Genomic DNA, 19,625 nt, shown 5'->3' with positions numbered 1-19,625 from the left:
ATTGTGAGCAAATCAATGCACGGAACGCCGCGCAAACGTTTGCGTGAAGTGAACTATGGTAAGGCTTCGCAGATTTGTCAACGTTGCGGTTTGATCCGCAACGTCGAGGCTCAGGCCGTTGTATTGACCACCGAACCCGAACCGCTGCCCTTGGCCAGCTCCGTGACCAGATGACCAGTGACTTCCAGCAAAGCGCCACTGGTGTCGGCGATCTGTCCCTGGACGGCCATGACCGCCGAAGTCTTGGCTTCCTCCGTTGCATAGTCGCGCGCCTCTGCGGCGGCCAGTTGCTGTTGCTGCTCCCTGAGCTGCTGCTGAAGCTCTTGCATCCGCTTGAGCAGCACCTGCACCGCCACGCTCTGGGTGCTGCCGCCCTCCTGCGCCTGGTCGGTTGCTTCCGCGCCCGTACCCGTACGGACTTTGCCGGGCGTTTGCGTCTCGCCAAGGGCCTCATCGACGGCCTCGGCACTCGCCTCGTTCAAGGCCTTCAGGGTAGCGGTGGATTGACCGCCGATGGTCACGGCCGCCGCATTGGGAAAGCCGACTGAAAATGACATGACAAAACTCCATGGATGGGATTCCTACGCAGGACATCGCCCGCCGAAGCCATTTCTTTAGCGCTTGCGCAAAGCTGTCACAGGCCAGAGCGGTTGATCCACCTGTTTATGCCAGCCAATAAAAAATTCCCTTCTCCTACACCAAAACGAAAAAAGTGCTGTCAGACGATTTTCTTGAATTTTAAGCAGTTGCGTAATTGCCTACGGTCAAATACTGTATGCACGTACAGCTTAATAAGGATAATTCTGTGGCCACGCCCTCCGCTGCAACTACCCCCTTAGATTCCTATACACGACTCGGCCTTCGGGTCTCGAAAATCATCAACGCCCCCACCGCGCAAAAAGCCAAGGCCGCCCTGATCTTCCGTCTGCCTGACGAGCCGGTGGATGAGTGGGAGCGCCTGTTGGAAGAAATCGACGAGAACGACAACGTGACCCTCGCCTATCGCGATGATGGCGGTGTGCAGGTTTTCTGGGTTGTGCCGAAGGAAGATTGAGCCTGATGAGTGTTCGCTGTTTAGCTTTTTTGCTTGTGTTTATCGCGATGGGCGCACAAGCCGGTGCGCCGCGCACCTTCAACGAAGCCAAGAAAGTCGCCTGGAAACTCTACGCACCACAATCCACCGAGTTTTACTGTGGCTGTAAATACACTGGCAATCGCGTGAACCTGGCCGCCTGCGGTTATGTACCGCGCAAGAATGCCAGCCGCGCCGCTCGCATCGAGTGGGAGCATATTGTCCCGGCCTGGCAGATCGGCCATCAGCGTCAATGCTGGCAACAAGGGGGTCGCAAGAACTGCACCCGCTATGACCCGGTCTATCAACGGGCCGAGGCCGACCTGCACAACCTGGTGCCCAGCATCGGGGAAGTGAATGGTGATCGCAGCAATTTCAGTTTCGGCTGGTTGCCTGTGCAGAAGGGCCAGTACGGCTCATGCCTGACCCAAGTGGACTTCAAGGCCAAGAAGGTCATGCCCCGCCCTTCTATCCGGGGCATGATCGCCCGGACCTATTTCTACATGAGCAAACAATACGGCCTGCGCCTCTCGAAACAGGACCGGCGCCTGTATGAAGCCTGGGACAAGACCTACCCGGTCGAAAGCTGGGAGCGTCAGCGCAACCAGAGCGTGGCGTGCGTCATGGGCCGTGGCAACGAGTTCGTGGGGCCGGTGGACATGAAGGCCTGCGGCTGACCTCGCACTCGTGAACAGCACAAAACCGACTGTGGGAGCTTGCTCGCGATAGTGGTGGATCAGCCAGCATTGATGTTGACTGACATACCCCTATCGCGAGCAAGCTCGCTCACAGGTTTTGTGGCTTGGCTGACTTTTTTGGGTTGCCCGATTAATGGGCCGTCGGGTAATCCACCACCAACGTCTCGATGTTGCGTTTTTTCGCCCGGACCAGGGCAGCCGTCACCTGTTCCTGCTTGGCTTCGGCCTCAGCCTTGGAACTGAAAGGACCGACCAGGACGCGCTCCTTGCCGTTTTCACGCACCACGTTCGACATGAAGCTGTGTTCGATGAGCCAGCCGGTCAGGTCGCTGACAGCCTGCGGCGTCTGGCCACGAACCTCGACGGCCCACTGCGGCGCGGCAGCGGCGGCCGGTGCGGAGGTCGCTACGGGTTTGGGCTTCGGTGCTTCGACGTCACGCCCTTCACCGCATCCTGCCAGCACCAATACCGCAATAACCCAAGCCAATTTGCGCACAACGTTTCCCCCGGAAGACATGAGACACGGATTTTAGCACCCGTGCCCTTCAAGATCGCCGCAAACAGTGCTCAAAACACGAGAATCCTGCCCGGCGTCTCTGTATAGTCGCACCCTGGGAATTAATGCTGCGTCTGCGCGTCAGAAAGAGGCACCCACATTGTGACACTTAGCACTAATCTATAAGCAGTACCGACATCTGCACTGTCTGAATCAGGTGCCCTATAAAGTAATCAAGGAGAACACCATGCTGATACTCACCCGCAAAGTCGGTGAAAGCATAAACATTGGTGACGACATCACGATCACCATTCTGGGCGTTAGCGGCCAACAAGTCCGGATCGGCATCAACGCCCCGAAAAACGTTGCGGTGCATCGTGAAGAGATTTATCAGCGTATTCAGGCAGGCCTTACCGCCCCTGACAAACCGCAAACTCCCTGAGCCTTGCTGCAGTCCGTAGCCAGCCCGTTTGCATCGTCGCAATGGCTGGCTAAAGATTCTGGTCGACCGTGCCTCACCCTGCCCCCACCTTTTTTCGTCCAGCCCGTTGAACCGATACTAATGACATGGCGCTTAGCATGGCTGTCAGACGTTTCGTTTTAATGATGACGAAGCAGGCGTTCGCGGCCGGTCAACCCAGGCTCACGCCGCGCGCCATGCCCGTGGCAGCGATCACCATCAGGATCAGCAACAAAGCTTCGATGTGACTGATCCGTGCAAACCGGCCGGCTTTCGAGGGATCGATCGCAGCCCCTTTGCCCAGCGCCATCCGCCATTTGATCAGGGCGATCATTGGCGCGATCTCAAGCAACAGGATCAGCAGGAACAAAGTCATCTTCAGGTGAAACAGCGGTTGGTGCAGGTAATAATCCGTGCCCTTTTCGTACCCAGCAAAAGCGCGCATCCCACCGGTCACCAGCAGCACCAGCGCCGACAGCCCCCACAGGTTGTCCGCCATCAGCACATTTCGAACCGCATCCACACCACCCGCCAGGCGTCGTAGCGCCGTGCCGCGCGTCAGCACCGCCCAGAACCCGAGGGCGAACGCCAAAAGATGTATTGCCGCCAGAGACCAATGAGCCAACATGGAAGAGCCCTGTCAGAGAACGTCGAATCGACCTGACAGTACTAGCTCATAAAGGAATGATTGCCAGGCTGAGCACAAAAAATTGTGGGAGCGAGCTTGCTCGCGATGGCAATCTTTCAGCCAACATGATTGTTGACTGATCCGACGCTATCGCGAGCAAGCTCGCTCCCACAGGGGTACGGCGAGCTTTAGAAGATCTTAGTCCGCCAAACGCCAGGTCGTCCCGCCCTTGCCGTCTTCCAGCACCACGCCCATGGCGGTGAGCTGGTCGCGGATGCGGTCGGATTCGGCCCAATCCTTGTTGGCGCGTGCAGTCAGGCGCGCCTGGATCAACGTCTCGACTTCGGCGGCGTCCACGCGGCCTTCGGCACCGGCCTGCAGGAAGTCATCGGCTTCGAGCTGCAACACACCCAGTACACTGGCCAGCTCTTTCAGGCGAGCCGCCAGACCGGCCGCCGCATTGAGATCACTCTCACGCAGGCGATTGATCTCACGCACCATCTCGAACAGCACCGCGCACGCTTCCGGTGTGCCGAAGTCATCGTTCATCACTTCGGTGAAACGCGCCACGAAGGCGTCACCACCGGCGGCCGGCACGCTCGGCAGCCCCTTCAACGCGTGATAGAAACGCTCCAGGGCACCCTTGGCGTCCTTGAGGTTGTCTTCCGAGTAGTTGATGGCGCTGCGGTAGTGGCTCGACACCAACAGGTAACGCACGACTTCCGGGTGGTACTTGTCGAGCACGTCGCGGATGGTGAAGAAGTTGTTCAAGGACTTGGACATCTTCTCGCCGTTGATCCGGATCATGCCGCAATGCATCCAGGCATTGGCGTAGGTCTTGCCGGTGGCCGCTTCGCTCTGGGCGATTTCGTTTTCGTGGTGCGGGAACTCCAGGTCGCTGCCGCCGCCATGAATGTCAAAGGTCTCGCCCAGGCAGCAGGTGGACATCACCGAGCATTCGATGTGCCAGCCCGGACGCCCGGCGCCCCACGGCGACTCCCAGCTCGGCTCACCCGGCTTGGCGCCCTTCCACAGCACGAAGTCCAGCGGGTCTTCTTTCGACTCGTCGACTTCGATACGCGCGCCGATGCGCAGGTCTTCGATCTTCTTGCGCGACAGCTTGCCGTAGCCCATGAACTTGGCAACGCGGTAGTACACGTCGCCATTGCCCGGTGCGTAGGCGTAGCCCTTGTCGATCAAGGTCTGGATCATGCTCAACATGCCAGGGATGTGGTCCGTGGCACGGGGCTCCAGGTCCGGCTTGAGGATATTGAGGCGCGCCTCATCCTCGTGCATGGCCTTGATCATGCGCTCGGTCAGCGCATCGTAAGGCTCGCCGTTTTCGCGGGCACGGTTGATGATCTTGTCTTCGATGTCGGTGATGTTGCGTACGTAGGTCAGGTCATAACCGCTGAACCGCAGCCAGCGGGTCACCAGGTCGAAGGCGACCATGCTGCGACCGTGACCAATGTGGCAGTAGTCGTACACGGTCATGCCGCAGACGTACATGCGGACCTTGTTGCCATCCAACGGCTTGAAGACTTCTTTGCTCTTGGTGAGCGTGTTGTAGATCGTAAGCACGGTGTTTCCTTAAGACTTGATCACTGGCCCCACGAATCACGCAGGGTCACGGTACGGTTGAATACCGGCTGACCTGGTTTCGAGTCCTTGATATCCGCGACGAAGTAACCTTCGCGCTCGAACTGGAAACGGTCTTCCGGCTGTGCATTGCCCAACGAGGGTTCAGCACGACAACCGGTCAGCACTTGCAGTGAGTCAGGGTTGATGTTGTCCAGGAAACTCGCGCTGTCTTCGGCCTTCTCCGGGTTCGGAGAGCGGAACAGGCGATCGTACAGACGCACTTCGCACTCGACGCTGGCGGCGGCCGGCACCCAGTGGATCACGCCCTTGACCTTGCGACCTTCCGGGTTCTTGCCCAGGGTGTCGGGATCGTAGGAGCAACGCAGCTCGACGATGTTGCCGTCGGCGTCCTTGATCGCTTCGTCGGCGCGGATCACGTAGCTGCCGCGCAGACGCACTTCGCCGTTCGGCTCCAGGCGCTTGTAGCCTTTTGGCGGCTCTTCCATGAAGTCATCGTGGTCGATGTAGATTTCACGGGCGAACGGCAGTTTGCGCACGCCGAGTTCTTCTTTTTGCGGATGACGCGGCAGTTCGAGGTTTTCGACCTGGTCTTGCGGGTAGTTGGTGATCACGACCTTCAACGGACGCAACACGCACATGGCGCGCGGGGCATTCGCATCCAGATCCTGACGGATGCTGAACTCGAGCATGCCGAAATCGACCACACCGTCGGAACGGTTGGTGCCGATCATCTCGCAGAAGTTGCGGATCGACGCCGGCGTGTAGCCGCGACGACGGAAGCCCGACAGCGTCGACATGCGCGGGTCGTCCCAGCCGTTGACGTGCTTCTCGTCCACCAGTTGCTTGAGCTTGCGCTTGCTGGTGATGGTGTAGTTCAGGTTCAGGCGGCTGAATTCGTACTGGCGTGGGGTAGCCGGCACCGGCAGGTGCTTGAGGAACCACTCGTACAACGGACGATGGCTTTCGAACTCCAGGGTGCAGATCGAGTGAGTGATGCCTTCGATGGCGTCCGACTGGCCGTGGGTGAAGTCATAGTTGGGGTAGATGCACCATTTGTCGCCAGTCTGGTGGTGATGGGCGTGGCGAATGCGGTACATGATCGGGTCGCGCAGGTTCATGTTCGGCGAAGCCATGTCGATCTTGGCGCGCAGCACCCGAGCGCCGTCCGGGAACTCGCCGGCGCGCATACGGGCGAACAGGTCGAGGTTCTCTTCCACGCTGCGATCACGGAACGGGCTGTTCTTGCCCGGCTCGGTCAGGCTGCCACGGTATTCCTTGGCCTGCTCGGGGGTCAGGTCGCACACATAGGCATTGCCGGCCTTGATCAGTTCCACGGCCCAGTCGTGCAACTGGTCGAAATATTGCGAGGCGTAGCGCACCTCACCGGACCATTGGAAACCCAGCCACTTGACGTCGCTTTCGATCGCGTCGATGTATTCCTGATCTTCCTTGGCCGGGTTGGTGTCGTCGAAACGCAGGTGCGTGACGCCGCCGAACTCCTGGGCCAGGCCGAAATTCACGCAGATCGACTTGGCATGGCCGATGTGCAGGTAGCCGTTGGGCTCTGGTGGGAAGCGAGTGACGATCTGTGTGTGCTTACCCGAGTCCAGGTCCGCCTGGATGATCGGGCGCAGGAAATTGACCGGCACGGCCGGGCCGGTCTTGGAATTCGAGGTAGGGTCGACAGTGGGCTTGCTCATAGGATCCTTGAACAGACAAGTGCGCGGCCGGGTGCGGCCTGATAAATCAAAGCCCGTATCATAGCCGATGCTGTCAAGCACCTGACAGGCCAGGCCGGCAAACGATTGAATTTAATCGACGGCCTGATGAAAAACAGCCTCGAAATTCGTGCCCGGCACGCTAAACTGCCCTGCCTGGCCGATTACAGCCAGACCGGTTGCGGGCAGTGACGCCCCGAAACCCACGAATTCCTTGAAAGAGTACCGACCATGAGCAAAGTCAAACTGACCACCAACCACGGTGACATCGTTCTGCAACTGAACGCCGAGAAGGCGCCGCTGACCGTGGCCAACTTCATCGAATACGTCAACGCCGGCCACTACGAAAACACCATATTCCACCGCGTCATCGGCAACTTCATGATCCAGGGCGGCGGTTTCGAGCCAGGCATGAAGGAAAAGAAAGACAAGCGCCCAAGCATCCAGAACGAAGCCGACAATGGCCTGCCGAACAAAAAGTACAGCGTTGCCATGGCCCGTACCATGGAGCCGCATTCGGCCTCCGCACAGTTCTTCATCAACGTGGCGGACAACAGCTTCCTCAACCACAGCAGCAAGACCACCCAGGGCTGGGGCTATGCAGTGTTCGGTGAAGTGATCGAAGGCACCGACGTGGTCGACAAGATCAAAGGCGTTTCCACCACGTCCAAGGCCGGCCACCAGGACGTCCCGGCAGAAGACGTGATCATCGAGAAAGCCGAGAAAATTGAGTGATATTGCTGATTTCAGACTTGCATCTGGAAGAGGAGCGCCCGGACATCACCCGGGCGTTTCTGGATTTACTCGCCACACGCGCCCGCTCGGCGCAAGCGTTGTACATCCTGGGCGACTTTTTCGAAGCCTGGATCGGCGACGATGCCATGACGCCGTTCCAGCGTTCCATCTGCCAGGCCCTGCGCGAATTGAGCGACAGCGGCACGGCCATCTTCCTGATGCACGGCAATCGCGACTTCATGCTGGGGCAGGCCTTTTGCAAAGCGGCCGGCTGCACCCTGCTCAAGGACCCGAGTGTCGTGCAGTTCAATGGCGAGCCGGTGCTGCTGATGCACGGCGACAGCCTCTGTACCCGCGACGAAGGCTACATGAAGCTGCGGCGCTGGCTGCGCAACCCGGTCACGCTGTTCGTCCTGCGGCACCTGCCCCTGGGCAGTCGCCAGAAACTGGCGCGCAAACTGCGCAGCGAAAGCCGCACGCAGACACGCATGAAAGCCAATGACATCGTCGACGTCACGCCCGAAGAGATCCCGCGGATCATGCAGCAATACGGCGTGAAGACCTTGATCCACGGCCACACCCACCGCCCCGCCATCCACAAGCTGCAACTGGGCGAACACGCCGCCCGGCGCATCGTGCTGGGGGATTGGGACAAGCAAGGCTGGGCGTTGCAGGTGGATGAACAAGGGTTTGCGTTGGCGCCGTTTGGATTTGCCCCGCCGCCGCTGCTGCCTGCGCCTCACCCAACCTGAATCCCCCCTGTGGTGAGGGAGCTTGCTCCCGCTTGAGTGCGAAGCACTCAAAAAAGGGACTGCTGCGCAGCCCAGCGGGAGCAAGCTCCCTCGCCACAGGGATTCGGGGGAATTTCAAGTGAACAGCATGCCCACACACTGCACTTCACTTCGTGATCAATGCCCCGCCGAAGCCGGCCCAGCCTTCGCCGCAAACGGCGGCTTCGCCAGCCACACCAGCACGATCAAGCCCATGAACGCCCAGCCCAACAGCGTGAAGTAATCCACGGTGGAAAGCATGTATGCCTGGCTGGTAAGGACCTGGTCAAGCCGGGCATAAGCCGGTGTGCTCGCGCCGCCAAGCTGGTTGAGTGCCTCGCGGGTGGCCGGCTCGAAGGTGCTGATGCTTTCGCTCAGGTAGGCATGGTGCAGGTCGGCCCGGCGGATCCAGATCCAGGTGGTCAGGGACGCGGCAAAGCTGCCGCCCAAGGTCCGCAAGAACGTCGCCAGGCCCGCGCCGTCGGCGATCTGGTGCGGCGGCAGGTCCGACATCAGGATGCTCAGGGTCGGCATGAAGAACAGTGCCACGCCGATGCCCATGAACAACTGCACCATCGCAATGTGCTGGAAATCCACCTCGTTGGTGAACCCGGCGCGCATGAAGCAGCTCAGGCCGATGGCCAGGAACGCCAGCCCGGCCAATACGCGCAGGTCGAACCGGTGGGCGTACTTGCCGACGAAGGGCGACATCAGCACCGGCAGGATGCCGATGGGGGCCACCGCCAGCCCGGCCCAGGTGGCGGTGTAGCCCATCTGGGTCTGCAACCACTGCGGCAGGATAAGGTTGATGCCGAAGAATCCGGCATACCCCCCCACCAGCACGATGGTGCCGATGCGAAAGTTGCGGTAGGCGAACAGGCGGAGATTGACCACCGGGTGGCGGTCGGTCATTTCCCAGATCACAAACACCGCCAGGGAAATGATCGAAATCAGCGCACCGATGATGATGAAGTTCGATTCGAACCAGTCCAGGTCATTGCCTTTGTCGAGAATCACCTGGAGCGCGCCGACGCCGATGATCAACGTGATCAAGCCCACGTAATCCATCGGTTGATGGCTGGTGACCACCGGTCGCGCCTTGAGCTGCTGTTGCACCACGAGCGCGGCGAAGACGCCGATGGGCACGTTGATGAAGAAGATCCACGGCCAGCTGTAGCTGTCGGTGATCCAGCCGCCGAGGATCGGCCCGGCAATCGGCGCCACCACCGTGACCATCGCCAGTAACGCCAGGGCCATGCCGCGCCTGGCCGGCGGGTACACGGCAATCAGCAGGGTCTGGGTCATCGGGTACAACGGCCCGGCCACCAGCCCCTGAAGTACGCGAAAGCCAATCAGTTCCGGCATCGAGGTGGAAATACCACACAAGAACGACGCGAGCACGAACAGCATCGTCGCCCACAAAAACAGCTTCACCTCGCCAAACCGCCGGCTCAGCCAGCCAGTAAGCGGCAAGGCAATGGCGTTGCTCACCGCGAACGAGGTGATCACCCAAGTGCCCTGCTCCGAGCTGACGCCCAGGTTGCCGGAAATAGTCGGCAAGGCGACGTTGGCAATGGTGGTGTCGAGCACTTGCATGAACGTCGCCAGCGACAGCCCGATGGTGCTGAGCAACAGGCTGGGCGGCGTGAAAGACGCGTTATTGCTCATTGCGAAATCCTATGAAACGAAGGTGGCGAAATCGTTCGGGGCAAGGCACAGAACCTGTGGGAACACACTGCCGTTCATCAAGGTCGCTTGAACCACCGTGGCGAGGGAGCTTGCTCCCGTTGGCTGCGCAGCAGCCCTTTTTGTGAGCGCTTCGCACTCAAGCGGGAGCAAGCTCCCTCGCCACAGATTCAGTGGTTCCCTTGAATGAACTGTAGTGGTGTGGGAGCGAGCCGCCCGGAGCAAGCTCGCTCCCACAGGTTCATGCCATGACTGGCTAGCGCTGCGCGGTCTTGCTCGCAGCCGCACTGTTGTCGTGGATCAGGCGCGCGATCATCGCGTCGGCATCGGTCAGTTGCTGATCGTAGACCTGGGTGCTGAACGAGGCTTTCTGCGGTGGTTGTTGGGCCAGTACCGGGCCGCTCTGGTCGTGCAGGTCGACGTTGACCAGGGTCGACAGGCCAATGCGCAGCGGATGCTTGGCCAGTTCCTGGGCATTGATGTGAATGCGCACCGGCACCCGCTGGACGATCTTGATCCAGTTACCGGTAGCGTTCTGCGCCGGTAGCAAGGCAAACGCGCTGCCGGTCCCGGCGCCAAGGCTGTCGATGGTGCCGCTGTACTTCACATCGCTGCCGTACAGGTCGGCTTCGATCTCCACCGGCTGGCCGATGCGCATGTCGCGCAGTTGGGTTTCCTTGAAGTTGGCGTCGATCCACAGCTGATCCAGCGGGATCACCGCCATCAACGCCGTGCCCGGCTGCACCCGTTGGCCGAGTTGCACGGTGCGCTTGGCGACGTAACCGGTGACGGGTGCAATCAAAGTACTGCGGGCGTTGGCCAGGAAGGCCTGGCGCAACTGCGCGGCGGCGGACTGCACGTCGGGATGAGACGACACCACGGTATCGTCGACCAAGGCGCTGGTGGTCTTGAGCTGTTGCCGGGCATTGGCCAAGGCGTTCTGCGCCGAGGTCAGGTCATCCCGGGCGTGAGACAGTTCCTCCTTGGAAATCGCCCCGCCGGCCGCCAGGTTCTTGCGTCGGCTGTAGTTTTCCTGGGCCTTCTGCACTTCGGCCTCTTGCGCATTGACCTGCGCGCGCATGCCATCGACGTTGCTGTACAAGCCACGCACCTGGCGCACGGTCCGTGCCAGGTTGGCCTGGGCACTTTGCAGCCCGACTTCGGCGTCGTTCGGGTCGAACTGCACCAGCACCTGGCCCTCACGCACCAGGTCGCCGTCGTCGGCCCCGATGCTCACCACGGTGCCGGTGACCAGCGGCGTGATTTCCACCACGTTGCCGTTCACATAGGCATCGTCAGTGCTTTCGCTCCAGCGACCATACAGTTCGTGCCAGGCCCAGACGCCCAGGCCCGAAAGAATGACCAGCAGCGTCAGTGTCAGCAGCATGACCTTGCGCTTGCGTGGATTGCCGTCTTGCGCATGTTCGGATTGAGTCGTTTCGGCAGTCGCCATGACAAGTACCTCGAATCAGTTATTTGGCGTGGTAGCGGCCGGGGTGGCCGCCGCCAGGGTCTGGGCCTCGAAACCGCCACCCAGGGCCTGCATCAGTTGGATCGACAAGTCGATCTGCTCGGCATTCAGGTTCGCCAGTTGGCGCTGGGCCTGGAGCAATTGCTGCTCGATGCTCAGCACGTCCAGGTAATTCCCGATGCCCGAGCCGTAGCGCTGGACCACCGTGTCGTAGGAGCTCTGTGCGATATCGGTGGCATGTTGCTGGGCACCGATCTGGCGAGCGATGTCACGCAATTGGTTGATGGTGTCGCTGACATCCCCAAGGGCCGTGACCAGGCTCTTGTTGTATTGCGCCACCGCCAGGTCGTAATCGGCGTCCCGGGCATCCAGGTCCGCCCGCAAGCGGCCGCCATCAAAGATCGGCAGCGACACCGTCGGCCCCACATTGAAGAAGCGGCTGGCCGAACCGAACATCGCATCGCCCAGCAACGACCGGGTTCCGGCGGCTGCGCTCAAGTTGAGATTGGGGTAGAAGTTGGTCTTGCCGGCCTCGATGTTCTTGCTCGCCGCCTCTACCCGCCAGCGTGCCGCGACCAGGTCCGGACGACGCCCCAGCAACTCGGCCGGCAGGTTCGACGGCAAGGCGACCGCGCTGGCTTGCAGCACGTTGGGCCGGGGGATTTCATGGCCGCGGTCCGGACCTTTGCCCAGCAACACCGCCAGGGCGATCTTGGCGCTTTGCAGGCGTTTCTCTGCGTCGATCAGGGTGGCGTCGGCGCTGGCTTCCAGGCTTTCGGTCTGTTGGAACTGATATTCGCTGTCGATCCCGGCAGTGAGGCGGCGCTTGCCCAGGTCGAGCATCTGCCGGGTGCGCTTGAGGTCCTCGGAGGCCAGGTCATAAATAATGTGGGCCTGGCCCAGGTCGCTGTAGGCCCGGGCCACGTCGGCGGCCAGGGTCAGTTGCGCGGCCTGGCGATCGATCTCGGCGGCTCGGGCCTGGCCGAGGGCGGCTTCCCAGGCGGCACGCTGGCCACCCCAGAGGTCGAAGTTGTAATTGAAGTCCACACCTAACGTGCGCAGGGTGCTGTACGCCCCGCCCTGCCCTTGCGGGTCCTGGTCACGGGACAGGCGCGAACGGCTGGCGCCGCCGCTGGCATCGAGAGTCGGCAGGCGCGCCGCGTTGGCAGCATAGGCCGCGGCACTGGCCTGATGCACCCGGGCGCTGGCGATCTGCATGTCCGGGCTATCGCGCAGGGCTTCACGGATCAGGCCGTCGAGTTGCGGGTCGCCGAGGCTCTTCCACCAATCGCTTTTCGGCCACGCGGCCTGCGACAGCGTGACGCCATTCAGGGATTGCCCGGCCTTGAGGCTCTGGGCCTCCAGGCTGACGCCTTCGGTCTTCAGGCCGCTGTAGCTGGCACAGCCCGCCAGGCTCATGGCCAAGACCACCAGGCTTAATCGGGTACGCAAGGTTTTACACTTCATTTTTCCCCCATTCGCGACACGGTGATGGGGTCACCGGCGGCGAGCAGAATTTTCTTGAGGATCTGTTCGAGGGTTTGCAGCTCCTCGGGGCTGATGGCGCTGGCCAACTGGTTCATGGCCTCGGCACCGATAAACGGCAGGCGATCGGCAAGGGCCTGGCCGGCTTCGGTCAGCACCAGGCGCACTTGCCGGCGGTCCTGGGCGGAGCGTTCACGGGCCAGGAAACCTTTCTGTTCCAGGCGATCGAGCATCCGCGTCATCGAGCCGCTGTCCAGGGACAGGTAGCGACACAGCTCGGCCGGCGTCTCGATGCCGTACTGGGCCATGATGATCAACACCTTGAACTGCGCGGCGGTGATGCCGACGGGTTCCATATGCGTGTCGATGATCCGGTCCTTGAGCAGCGCGGTACGGCCGAGCAGCATGCCGAGATGGCAATTGTGAAAGTTGTCTGGGGTGAAATGCTTCATCTGACCACCGTTTGCTGCCTAGGCAGTGAATGTATGTCGAGATATTACTGCTTAGGCAGCGAATGTCAATCGAATAGTTAGCTTGCTATTCATGACGAGCAGACGCAGAAGCAAAATGTGGGAGCGGGCTTGCTCGCTCCCACATTGGGGATTTGGGGAAGGGTTAGAAATCGCGCTTGTAGAAGATGTCCAGCGAGCTGGCGACGCCGCTAGCGGCTTCGAGGTAGACCTTCTTGCTGAGCTTGTAGCGCAGGGCGATGGTGTTGGCCGGTTCGAACACGCCAACGCCGTAGCGCAGGCTGAGTTTTTCCGACAGGTTGCCGCTGGCGACCACGCTGGTGGCATTGCCGCTGCCCTGGGTGTCGAGCTGGAAATCCTCGATCCCCAGGTTATTGGCCAGGCTGGTGGTCACGCCCGAGCTGCCCATCAACCCCAGGCCCAACGCCGCCTGGGCGAGCATGTTGTTGTCCTCGCCGGTGGTGCTCAGTGGCCGGCCCAGCACCAAGTAGGACAATGCCTGCTCCTGGCTCATGGCCGGTTCCGAGAAGATTTGCGTGGTCGGTTGCTCGGCGCTGCCGCTCAAGCGGATGCCGGCGATCACGTCGTCGGTCTGGCGGATCGCTTCGATGTCCAGGTAGGGCTGGTCGATGGGCCCGGCGAACAGCAACCGCGCCCGTCGCACCGTCAGCCGTTGCCCGTAGGCCCGATAACGACCGTCGTTGAGCCAGAGCTCACCGCGGGTGTCCATGTTGTCGCCAATGTGAACCTGGCCCTGCACGTTGGCGGTCAGGCCGAATCCCGAGAACGCGAGTTTGTCCTGGCCGACGATCACGTCGATGTCCATCGCCATGGCCAGCGGTGCCTTGCCCTCTTCGATCTGGTGGCCGACGATCACCGTGTCATCCGACACCTTGACGGTGGACGGCGGCAGTTCGCGAATGGTGATCTCGCCTTTGGGCACCAGGACCTTACCGACAATGGCAAGCTGCTCACCGTGCAGGGTGATGTTGAGGTCGGGCGCCACGTCGAGCACCGCATAAGGCTCGACGGTGACCGGCAGTTGCGAGCCCTTGAGGGCCAGGTTCATGGTCAGGGCGTCGCCCCAGCCGATGTTGCCGTTCAGGCTGCCCTGCCCGCTCTTGCCGCTTTTCCAATTGCCATTGAGCTGCACCGCTTCGCCGGTAATCGTTGCCCGCATCTGCAAGGCTTCGAGGCTGACCGGCAGTTCCGGGCCAGACACTTCGCCGTCGCTGAGCACCAGGTTGCCGTTGACCTGGGGCGCGAGCAAACCACCGGACAAGGTCCCGCTGCCGTTCAGGTGACCGGTGAGGGTTTCCACCATCGGCACGAATGGCCGGGCCACGGACAGGTCCAGGCCGGTCAGGCGGAACGAGCCGCTGATGGGTTTGCTGGCGAGCATGGGGTTGATTTGTGCCTGGAGCATCAGTTCGCCGAGCCTGGCGCCGGCGAAATTCAGGTCGGTGTCGATGCGCTTGGGGGTCAGGCGGCTGTTGAGTGTGAGGGTCTGGTACGGGAAGTCCAGCCATTGCGCCTTATCGCCCTCCTTGTCCCGAATCCGTAAAGTACCGCCGCTGGCGTCCACCAGGACCCGGCCGTTCGGGCCGCTGGCCGGCAGGTCCAATTGCAGGTCCGCGTTGAGCCGGCCCTGCCAGGCAAAATCCTTGGGCATCCACTGTGCCAGGCTTTCGATGGGGAATTGCTTGAGGTGATAGCGCAGCTTCGGCTCCGGCATCAGCCGCTGGTCTTCACCGCACAGGCTGGCATCAAAGGAACGCCAGCAATGAGCGCCGACGTTGAGCGTGCCATCGGCCAGGCGCTCCAGTTTCGCCGGAGCTTGCAGGCGCCAGGCTTGGCCGCCGGCCTGCACGTCGCCGCTGGCCAGGCGCCCGCGCCAGTTGCCCTGGTCGAGCGCGCCATCGAGGGCCAGGGTCGTGTCGAGCTGCGGCCCTTGCAGGTCCAGGTTGAGCTTCTGTTGTTTGATATCGCCCTGGCCGCTGACCGTCAGCACGCCCAGCGACGTTTCGCCGACGCGGATGCCGCTGGCCTTGAGGTCGAGCTTGCCACGCTGGGCGCTGTCGAGGGTCGCGTCCAGGTTCAGGCTTTGCAGGCGGTTGTCCTGGAAGGCCAGTTGTGTGCCTTGCAGGCCGAGCTTGCCTTGGGGGGCCTTGAGCGTGCCGGCCACGTCGACACGGCCAACGACTTGACCGCGCAATTGCGGCCAGAGTTGAGCCAGGCGTGCGAGCTTGATGTCGATCTGGCCGGTCAGTTTCTCTTGCAGGCTGGCACTGCCGTTGATGCGGTTATCCCCCAGGCGAATGTCCAGCGCGCTGAGCGTCCACTGCTCGCCAGCGCCGCTGGCCTTGGCCTGGAGCACCGCTGGCTGGCCGCGCAGTTTGCCCTTGAGGTCCAGGTCCGCGTCGAGATCGAGGCGGTCGTTCTTCATCGTCCCTTTGCTGCGCAATGGCCCGGCCAGGGTCCCGGGCAGTTCGCCAAGCCAATACGCCGGGTTGATGGCCGACAGTTGCAGCGCCGTGTCCCAGGCAATGCCATCGGCAAATTGCAGGCTCAGGTGCCCTTCGGCCTTGCCCTGCCCCGCCGCGAGCTTGAGCTGCGGCAAATGGATTTGCGTCAGGTCACCGCTGAACGGGCTGCCCAGGCTGAAGGCCCCGGCGGGTCCGTCCAACGCGGCCTGGAAGTTGCCCAGGTATTGGCCATTGGTGTAAGAGACTTCGCCGTCAAAGCTGCGCAACGTCACCTGTGGCTCATCGATCAGCGGATAGAGGCGATGCCAGGGAAAATCCAGCCAGGCAACCTTCGCTTCGGCGCGCAGACCTTCGCGCCAGTCCAGTTGGCCGCTGAGTTTCAGGCTTTGCTGAGCGCCTGCATCCAGATCCAGGCCGGCGATCTGCGCGCCATTGGCGTCCACCGTGCCTTGCAGCAACAACGCCACCGACCCTTTTTCGGCGGGCAGCGTCGCTTTGCCGAGCAGTTGATAGCCGTTTTTCAGATCGCCTTCGCCGGTCAATTCCAGCTGATTGAGCACCAACGTGTCCGGCAGATCGGCACTGGCCTTGAAGCCGTCGGCGCTGATGCGCACCTTGGCGGGCAGGTTGTCCGCCAGCGGTTGCAGTTCACCGCTCAACTGGCCTTGCAGGTAACCGCTGCTGTCGGCCTTGAGGTTGAGGGTCTTGAGCAGGTTGCCGTCGACTTTCAGGTCCAGCACCCAGGGCATGGTGCCCGGCGCCGGCAAGGTCAACCGGCCCTCGGCGCTCAACGGCCAGTCGCCTCCCGGTTTCAGCAGGCCGGAGAGTTTCAGGCTCAGTTCATCGCGCTGCAATTGCACCGAATCGATCTGCATGCCCTCGGCGGTCCAATGGGCAACCAATTGCAGCCCTTTGAGCTGCTCGCTGCCGTTGAACGACAGGCTGCCGACCTGCACATCGCCCAGTTCGATGGCGAGCGGCAAATCCAGGTCCGGCAAGCTGATCGGGCCGCTGCTCGGTTCATCGGCAGAGGCAGGCAATTGCAAGGCGACCTGGTCGGCCTTGAGCTGTTCGATGCACAGGGTCATGCGCGCCAGGCACAGCGGCGACCAGGCGAATATCAGCCGATCCACCTCCACCCGACTGGCGTCCCGCTGCCACAGCACATGATCGGCGCTCCACTGCCCGCCCAGCCGGCCCTGGAAGTTCTCCACGGTCAGCCCCGGCACCAGGCCAAGGGCCCAACGGCTGCCGAATGCCGTGCCCAGCACAACGCTCAAGGCCAGCACGACCGCCACCAGCACCCCGGCGAGCGCCAGCAGCGTTATCTTCAAACCACGCGTCACAGCTCAGGCCCCATGGAAAAGTGCAAGCGGATGCCGCCGTCGTCGTCCATCGCATGGGCCAGGTCGAGGCGGATCGGCCCCACCGGCGAAACCCAGCGCACGCCGACGCCCACGCCGGTCTTGAGGCTTGGCAGTTCCAGGCTGTTAAAAGAGTTGCCCTGGTCGATGAACGTCGCCACTCGCCATTTTTCCGCGATGGAATATTGATACTCGAGGCTGCCGGCGACCATGTAGCGACCACCGATACGGTCGCCTTCGGAGTTTTCCGGCGACAGGCTCTGGTAGTCGTAACCCCGTACGCTCTGGTCGCCACCGGCAAAAAAGCGCAGGGATGGCGGGATGGATTTGTAGCCATTGGTGGCGCTGCCGCCGATCTGCGCCCGCGCCAGCAAGCGATGCTTGTCGAATACCGTGGTCAGGCCCTTGACCATGGCGGTGCCATATAAAAGATTGTTGTCCGAGCCGAGCCCTTCCTTGGCGACCTTGGTGTCGAACTGCAAGCGGTAACCGTTATGTGGATCGATGCGGTTGTCGCTGCGCAGGTAGGAATAGCTGAGGCCCGGCATCAGCAATGTGCTCAGGCCCGCATCGTCGCCGAGGCGATACTCCTCGCGCTGCCACTTGAGCGACACCACCCGCTGCCAGCCGCTGGGCAACTTGCTGTGCCATTCCGGGCCCACGGTGAGCAGTTTGCTGAGGCTGTCGGTGCCGGCCAGTTCTTCATATTGATAACCGCCGGCGTAACGTATCTTGTCAGTCAGCGGCGGATCCAGCGGCACGTCGTACCACAAGCCGACGTTCTGCCGGGGCGCCGACACTTCCGCTTCCCAGCCATAACTATGGCCCTGGGGGTTGACCCAGTGGCGCGTCCAGTTGGCTTTGACCCGTGGGCCGACATCGGTGGAAAACCCCAGGCCCAGGCCCATGGTGCGCGGCTTGCGCGTATCAAGCTTGACCGCCACCGGGATCACGTTGTCGGTGGCCGCCGTCGGTGCGGCATCCACCCGGACGCCTTCGAAATAACCGCTCGATTGCAGGGCCTGGTTGAGCTCTGCAATGAGTTCGGAGTCGTACGCCGTGCCGGCCTTGAACGGCACCATGCGCTGCAGCAGGTCTTCGTCGAACGGCGTGTCGCCCTCAAAACTCACCGGGCCCAAGGCATAGCGCGGGCCGCTGTCGTAAATCAGTTCGATGTCGGCGATGCCCGCCTGGGGGTCAACCAACAGCTTCTGCCGAGTGAAGCGCCCACTGAAAAAACCATAACGCGAAGCCTGGTTCTGGATGATTCGCTTGGCGTCTTCGTAGCGACCATGGTTGAGCACCGCGCCGGGCTTGAGGGCGGCGTTGCTGGGTACGCGAAAGGCTTTGAGCGATGCCGCCGGGCCATCAATGCGCACGGTGACGTTGCGCAAATGCACAGGCTCGCCGGGGTCGATGGTCAGCACCAGTCGTGGGTCCTTGCCGCCCTTGACCTCACTGTCGATCTGCGGCTGGTAGTAGCCCAGCGCCTGGGCGGCTTTGCGCGCCTGCTCCTCGGCACCACGGCTGAAGCGCAGCAAGGCCTCCTCGTCACGATCACCCACACCGCCGATGTAACCTTCTACGTTGGCCTTGAGTTCATCATTGGACGGCTTGACCCGTACTTCCAATTCACTGTTTGCCAGCGCCACGCAGCTGAGGGACAGCAAGAGCGCGCCACTGGTCATTCTTCCTGGGAGGTTCATGGCGCGGATGCTATCACGAGCGTAGGTGCTTGATAGAGCCGGACATTTCGCAAAAGTTCGGCTGACTATGCCGTTGCGCTTTGCAGAACCTGCGGGTTGGCGTGGAAGAACACATGCTCGCGGATCGGTCCTACCGCCACTTCGCCGATTTCCTCATAACCCTGGCGTTTATAAAACTCAAGGTAACGTGGGTTGCCGGTGTCCAGCACCACGCCCTGGGAATGCTCGTCCACCGCACACCAGTTATGCACCGCCTCGAGCAACTGTTCACCGAAATGCTTGCCCTGGAACTGGGGATGCACACCTAGCAGAGGCAATACATGGACCGCATCCGACGGCAGGCAGGCCAGCACCGCCGCGTGGTATTCCAGGTAGCGCCGCGTGCAACGAAAACCAGTACTCAGGACCATGCGCAGGCGCCAGGTCCAGCTTTCGGTGATGCCCAGGCGCCGCTGCGGCGGAGCGATCAGGGCGATGCCGATCAGGCGGTCGTTGACCAGCAAGCCGATGGCCGGCAAATCCTGGAGAAAATGCTGCTTGACCAGCTCACGCACCGTGGCCCGTACCCGCTGTTCATAACCGGGACGCTCGGATTCGAACAGGTAGCTGAAGGTCGGCTCGTGGCGATAGGCCTGATACAGCAACGAACGGGCTTCACGGGAATAACCACTGTCGAGCATATGGATGTCGGCGATGGCGGTTGCAGTTTCGGGCATGGCGTTGGATCTCCTGGGGCGAGGCTCGGTGAGGCCCTGCTCTTATTGAGTACGAACCCGAT

17 protein-coding genes are annotated in these 19,625 nt (G+C 61.7%); 5 read left to right on the top strand and 12 right to left on the bottom strand.

Annotation, left to right across the window (positions count from 1 at the left end):
• Positions 1–110 precede the first annotated feature (110 nt).
• Positions 111–557 carry a hypothetical protein gene (locus BLU76_RS10410; RefSeq protein ID WP_092144375.1) on the bottom strand — a complete coding sequence of 149 codons (447 nt, stop codon included), beginning with the start codon at positions 555–557 and terminating at the stop codon, positions 111–113.
• A 197-nt stretch (positions 558–754) separates the two neighbouring features.
• On the opposite strand from BLU76_RS10410, the gene BLU76_RS10405 reads away from it, so the two are divergent.
• Both BLU76_RS10405 and BLU76_RS10400 read left to right on the top strand, forming a co-directional pair.
• A complete protein-coding gene (locus BLU76_RS10405) occupies positions 755–1,054 on the top strand; it encodes a DUF1654 domain-containing protein (protein WP_170862015.1) in 300 nt (99 codons plus the stop codon).
• A gap of 5 nt (positions 1,055–1,059) precedes the next feature.
• On the top strand, positions 1,060–1,749 hold the full coding sequence (locus BLU76_RS10400; protein ID WP_043042288.1) for an endonuclease: 690 nt from the start codon (positions 1,060–1,062) through the stop codon (positions 1,747–1,749).
• 151 nt (positions 1,750–1,900) lie between these two features.
• Here BLU76_RS10400 and BLU76_RS10395 read toward each other — a convergent pair whose 3' ends face one another.
• Positions 1,901–2,266, bottom strand: a complete 366-nt coding sequence (locus BLU76_RS10395) for a penicillin-binding protein activator LpoB (protein ID WP_092222645.1) — start codon at positions 2,264–2,266, stop codon at positions 1,901–1,903.
• A gap of 247 nt (positions 2,267–2,513) precedes the next feature.
• On the opposite strand from BLU76_RS10395, the gene csrA reads away from it, so the two are divergent.
• Entirely contained in the window at positions 2,514–2,708 is a 195-nt protein-coding gene (gene csrA, locus BLU76_RS10390) for a carbon storage regulator CsrA (protein ID WP_003179932.1), read from the top strand.
• Positions 2,709–2,898: 190 nt separating this feature from the next.
• Here csrA and BLU76_RS10385 read toward each other — a convergent pair whose 3' ends face one another.
• The 3 genes from BLU76_RS10385 to BLU76_RS10375 form a co-directional block, all read right to left on the bottom strand.
• A complete protein-coding gene (locus BLU76_RS10385) occupies positions 2,899–3,354 on the bottom strand; it encodes a DUF2214 family protein (RefSeq protein ID WP_092222641.1) in 456 nt (151 codons plus the stop codon).
• Between the two features lie 198 nt (positions 3,355–3,552).
• A complete protein-coding gene (gene cysS / locus BLU76_RS10380) occupies positions 3,553–4,935 on the bottom strand; it encodes a cysteine--tRNA ligase (protein ID WP_092222639.1) in 1,383 nt (460 codons plus the stop codon).
• Between the two features lie 20 nt (positions 4,936–4,955).
• Entirely contained in the window at positions 4,956–6,656 is a 1,701-nt protein-coding gene (locus BLU76_RS10375; protein WP_092144365.1) for a glutamine--tRNA ligase/YqeY domain fusion protein, read from the bottom strand.
• A gap of 249 nt (positions 6,657–6,905) precedes the next feature.
• Here BLU76_RS10375 and BLU76_RS10370 point away from each other — a divergent pair, with 249 nt between their 5' ends.
• Entirely contained in the window at positions 6,906–7,409 is a 504-nt protein-coding gene (locus tag BLU76_RS10370) for a peptidylprolyl isomerase (protein WP_092222638.1), read from the top strand.
• On the top strand, positions 7,406–8,161 hold the full coding sequence (locus BLU76_RS10365; protein WP_092144361.1) for a UDP-2,3-diacylglucosamine diphosphatase: 756 nt from the start codon (positions 7,406–7,408) through the stop codon (positions 8,159–8,161). The genes BLU76_RS10370 and BLU76_RS10365 overlap by 4 nt, the downstream gene beginning before the upstream one ends.
• Before the next feature lie 156 nt (positions 8,162–8,317).
• Here BLU76_RS10365 and BLU76_RS10360 read toward each other — a convergent pair whose 3' ends face one another.
• The 7 genes from BLU76_RS10360 to BLU76_RS10330 all read right to left on the bottom strand — a co-directional run bounded on the left by BLU76_RS10360 (position 8,318) and on the right by BLU76_RS10330 (position 19,563).
• Positions 8,318–9,847, bottom strand: a complete 1,530-nt coding sequence (locus tag BLU76_RS10360; RefSeq protein WP_092222636.1) for a DHA2 family efflux MFS transporter permease subunit — start codon at positions 9,845–9,847, stop codon at positions 8,318–8,320.
• Between the two features lie 274 nt (positions 9,848–10,121).
• Positions 10,122–11,318 carry an HlyD/EmrA/EmrK family protein gene (locus BLU76_RS10355; protein ID WP_072339768.1) on the bottom strand — a complete coding sequence of 399 codons (1,197 nt, stop codon included), beginning with the start codon at positions 11,316–11,318 and terminating at the stop codon, positions 10,122–10,124.
• Between the two features lie 15 nt (positions 11,319–11,333).
• A complete protein-coding gene (locus BLU76_RS10350; protein ID WP_092144357.1) occupies positions 11,334–12,803 on the bottom strand; it encodes an efflux transporter outer membrane subunit in 1,470 nt (489 codons plus the stop codon).
• The gene (locus BLU76_RS10345) at positions 12,800–13,273 is read right to left on the bottom strand and encodes a MarR family winged helix-turn-helix transcriptional regulator (protein WP_058546840.1); all 474 of its coding nucleotides are present in this window, start codon (positions 13,271–13,273) and stop codon (positions 12,800–12,802) included. Before BLU76_RS10345 ends, BLU76_RS10350 begins: the two co-directional genes overlap by 4 nt.
• 163 nt (positions 13,274–13,436) lie before the next feature.
• Positions 13,437–17,123, bottom strand: a complete 3,687-nt coding sequence (locus tag BLU76_RS10340) for a translocation/assembly module TamB domain-containing protein (protein ID WP_092222634.1) — start codon at positions 17,121–17,123, stop codon at positions 13,437–13,439.
• Positions 17,120–18,847 carry an autotransporter assembly complex protein TamA gene (locus tag BLU76_RS10335; RefSeq protein ID WP_063320378.1) on the bottom strand — a complete coding sequence of 576 codons (1,728 nt, stop codon included), beginning with the start codon at positions 18,845–18,847 and terminating at the stop codon, positions 17,120–17,122. Before BLU76_RS10335 ends, BLU76_RS10340 begins: the two co-directional genes overlap by 4 nt.
• Before the next feature lie 65 nt (positions 18,848–18,912).
• Positions 18,913–19,563, bottom strand: coding sequence for a GNAT family N-acetyltransferase (locus BLU76_RS10330; RefSeq protein WP_092222631.1), 651 nt, complete (start codon positions 19,561–19,563; stop codon positions 18,913–18,915).
• Positions 19,564–19,625: the final 62 nt, after the last annotated feature.

Source organism: Pseudomonas sp. NFACC08-1, from assembly GCF_900106735.1.
GTDB lineage: Bacteria > Pseudomonadota > Gammaproteobacteria > Pseudomonadales > Pseudomonadaceae > Aquipseudomonas > Aquipseudomonas fluorescens_Q.
The sequence above is the reverse complement of the archived record's forward strand: the minus strand, read 5'-3'. Positions and strand labels throughout refer to the sequence as shown.

Coding starts and splice junctions, on each gene's coding strand:
- BLU76_RS10410 (WP_092144375.1), bottom strand. CDS start 557: ATGTCATTTTCAGTCGGCTTTCCCAATGCGGCGGCCGTGACCATCGGC.
- BLU76_RS10400 (WP_043042288.1), top strand. CDS start 1,060: ATGAGTGTTCGCTGTTTAGCTTTTTTGCTTGTGTTTATCGCGATGGGC.
- csrA (WP_003179932.1), top strand. CDS start 2,514: ATGCTGATACTCACCCGCAAAGTCGGTGAAAGCATAAACATTGGTGAC.
- BLU76_RS10385 (WP_092222641.1), bottom strand. CDS start 3,354: ATGTTGGCTCATTGGTCTCTGGCGGCAATACATCTTTTGGCGTTCGCC.
- BLU76_RS10375 (WP_092144365.1), bottom strand. CDS start 6,656: ATGAGCAAGCCCACTGTCGACCCTACCTCGAATTCCAAGACCGGCCCG.
- BLU76_RS10370 (WP_092222638.1), top strand. CDS start 6,906: ATGAGCAAAGTCAAACTGACCACCAACCACGGTGACATCGTTCTGCAA.
- BLU76_RS10360 (WP_092222636.1), bottom strand. CDS start 9,847: ATGAGCAATAACGCGTCTTTCACGCCGCCCAGCCTGTTGCTCAGCACC.
- BLU76_RS10355 (WP_072339768.1), bottom strand. CDS start 11,318: ATGGCGACTGCCGAAACGACTCAATCCGAACATGCGCAAGACGGCAAT.
- BLU76_RS10350 (WP_092144357.1), bottom strand. CDS start 12,803: ATGAAGTGTAAAACCTTGCGTACCCGATTAAGCCTGGTGGTCTTGGCC.
- BLU76_RS10345 (WP_058546840.1), bottom strand. CDS start 13,273: ATGAAGCATTTCACCCCAGACAACTTTCACAATTGCCATCTCGGCATG.
- BLU76_RS10335 (WP_063320378.1), bottom strand. CDS start 18,847: ATGAACCTCCCAGGAAGAATGACCAGTGGCGCGCTCTTGCTGTCCCTC.
- BLU76_RS10330 (WP_092222631.1), bottom strand. CDS start 19,563: ATGCCCGAAACTGCAACCGCCATCGCCGACATCCATATGCTCGACAGT.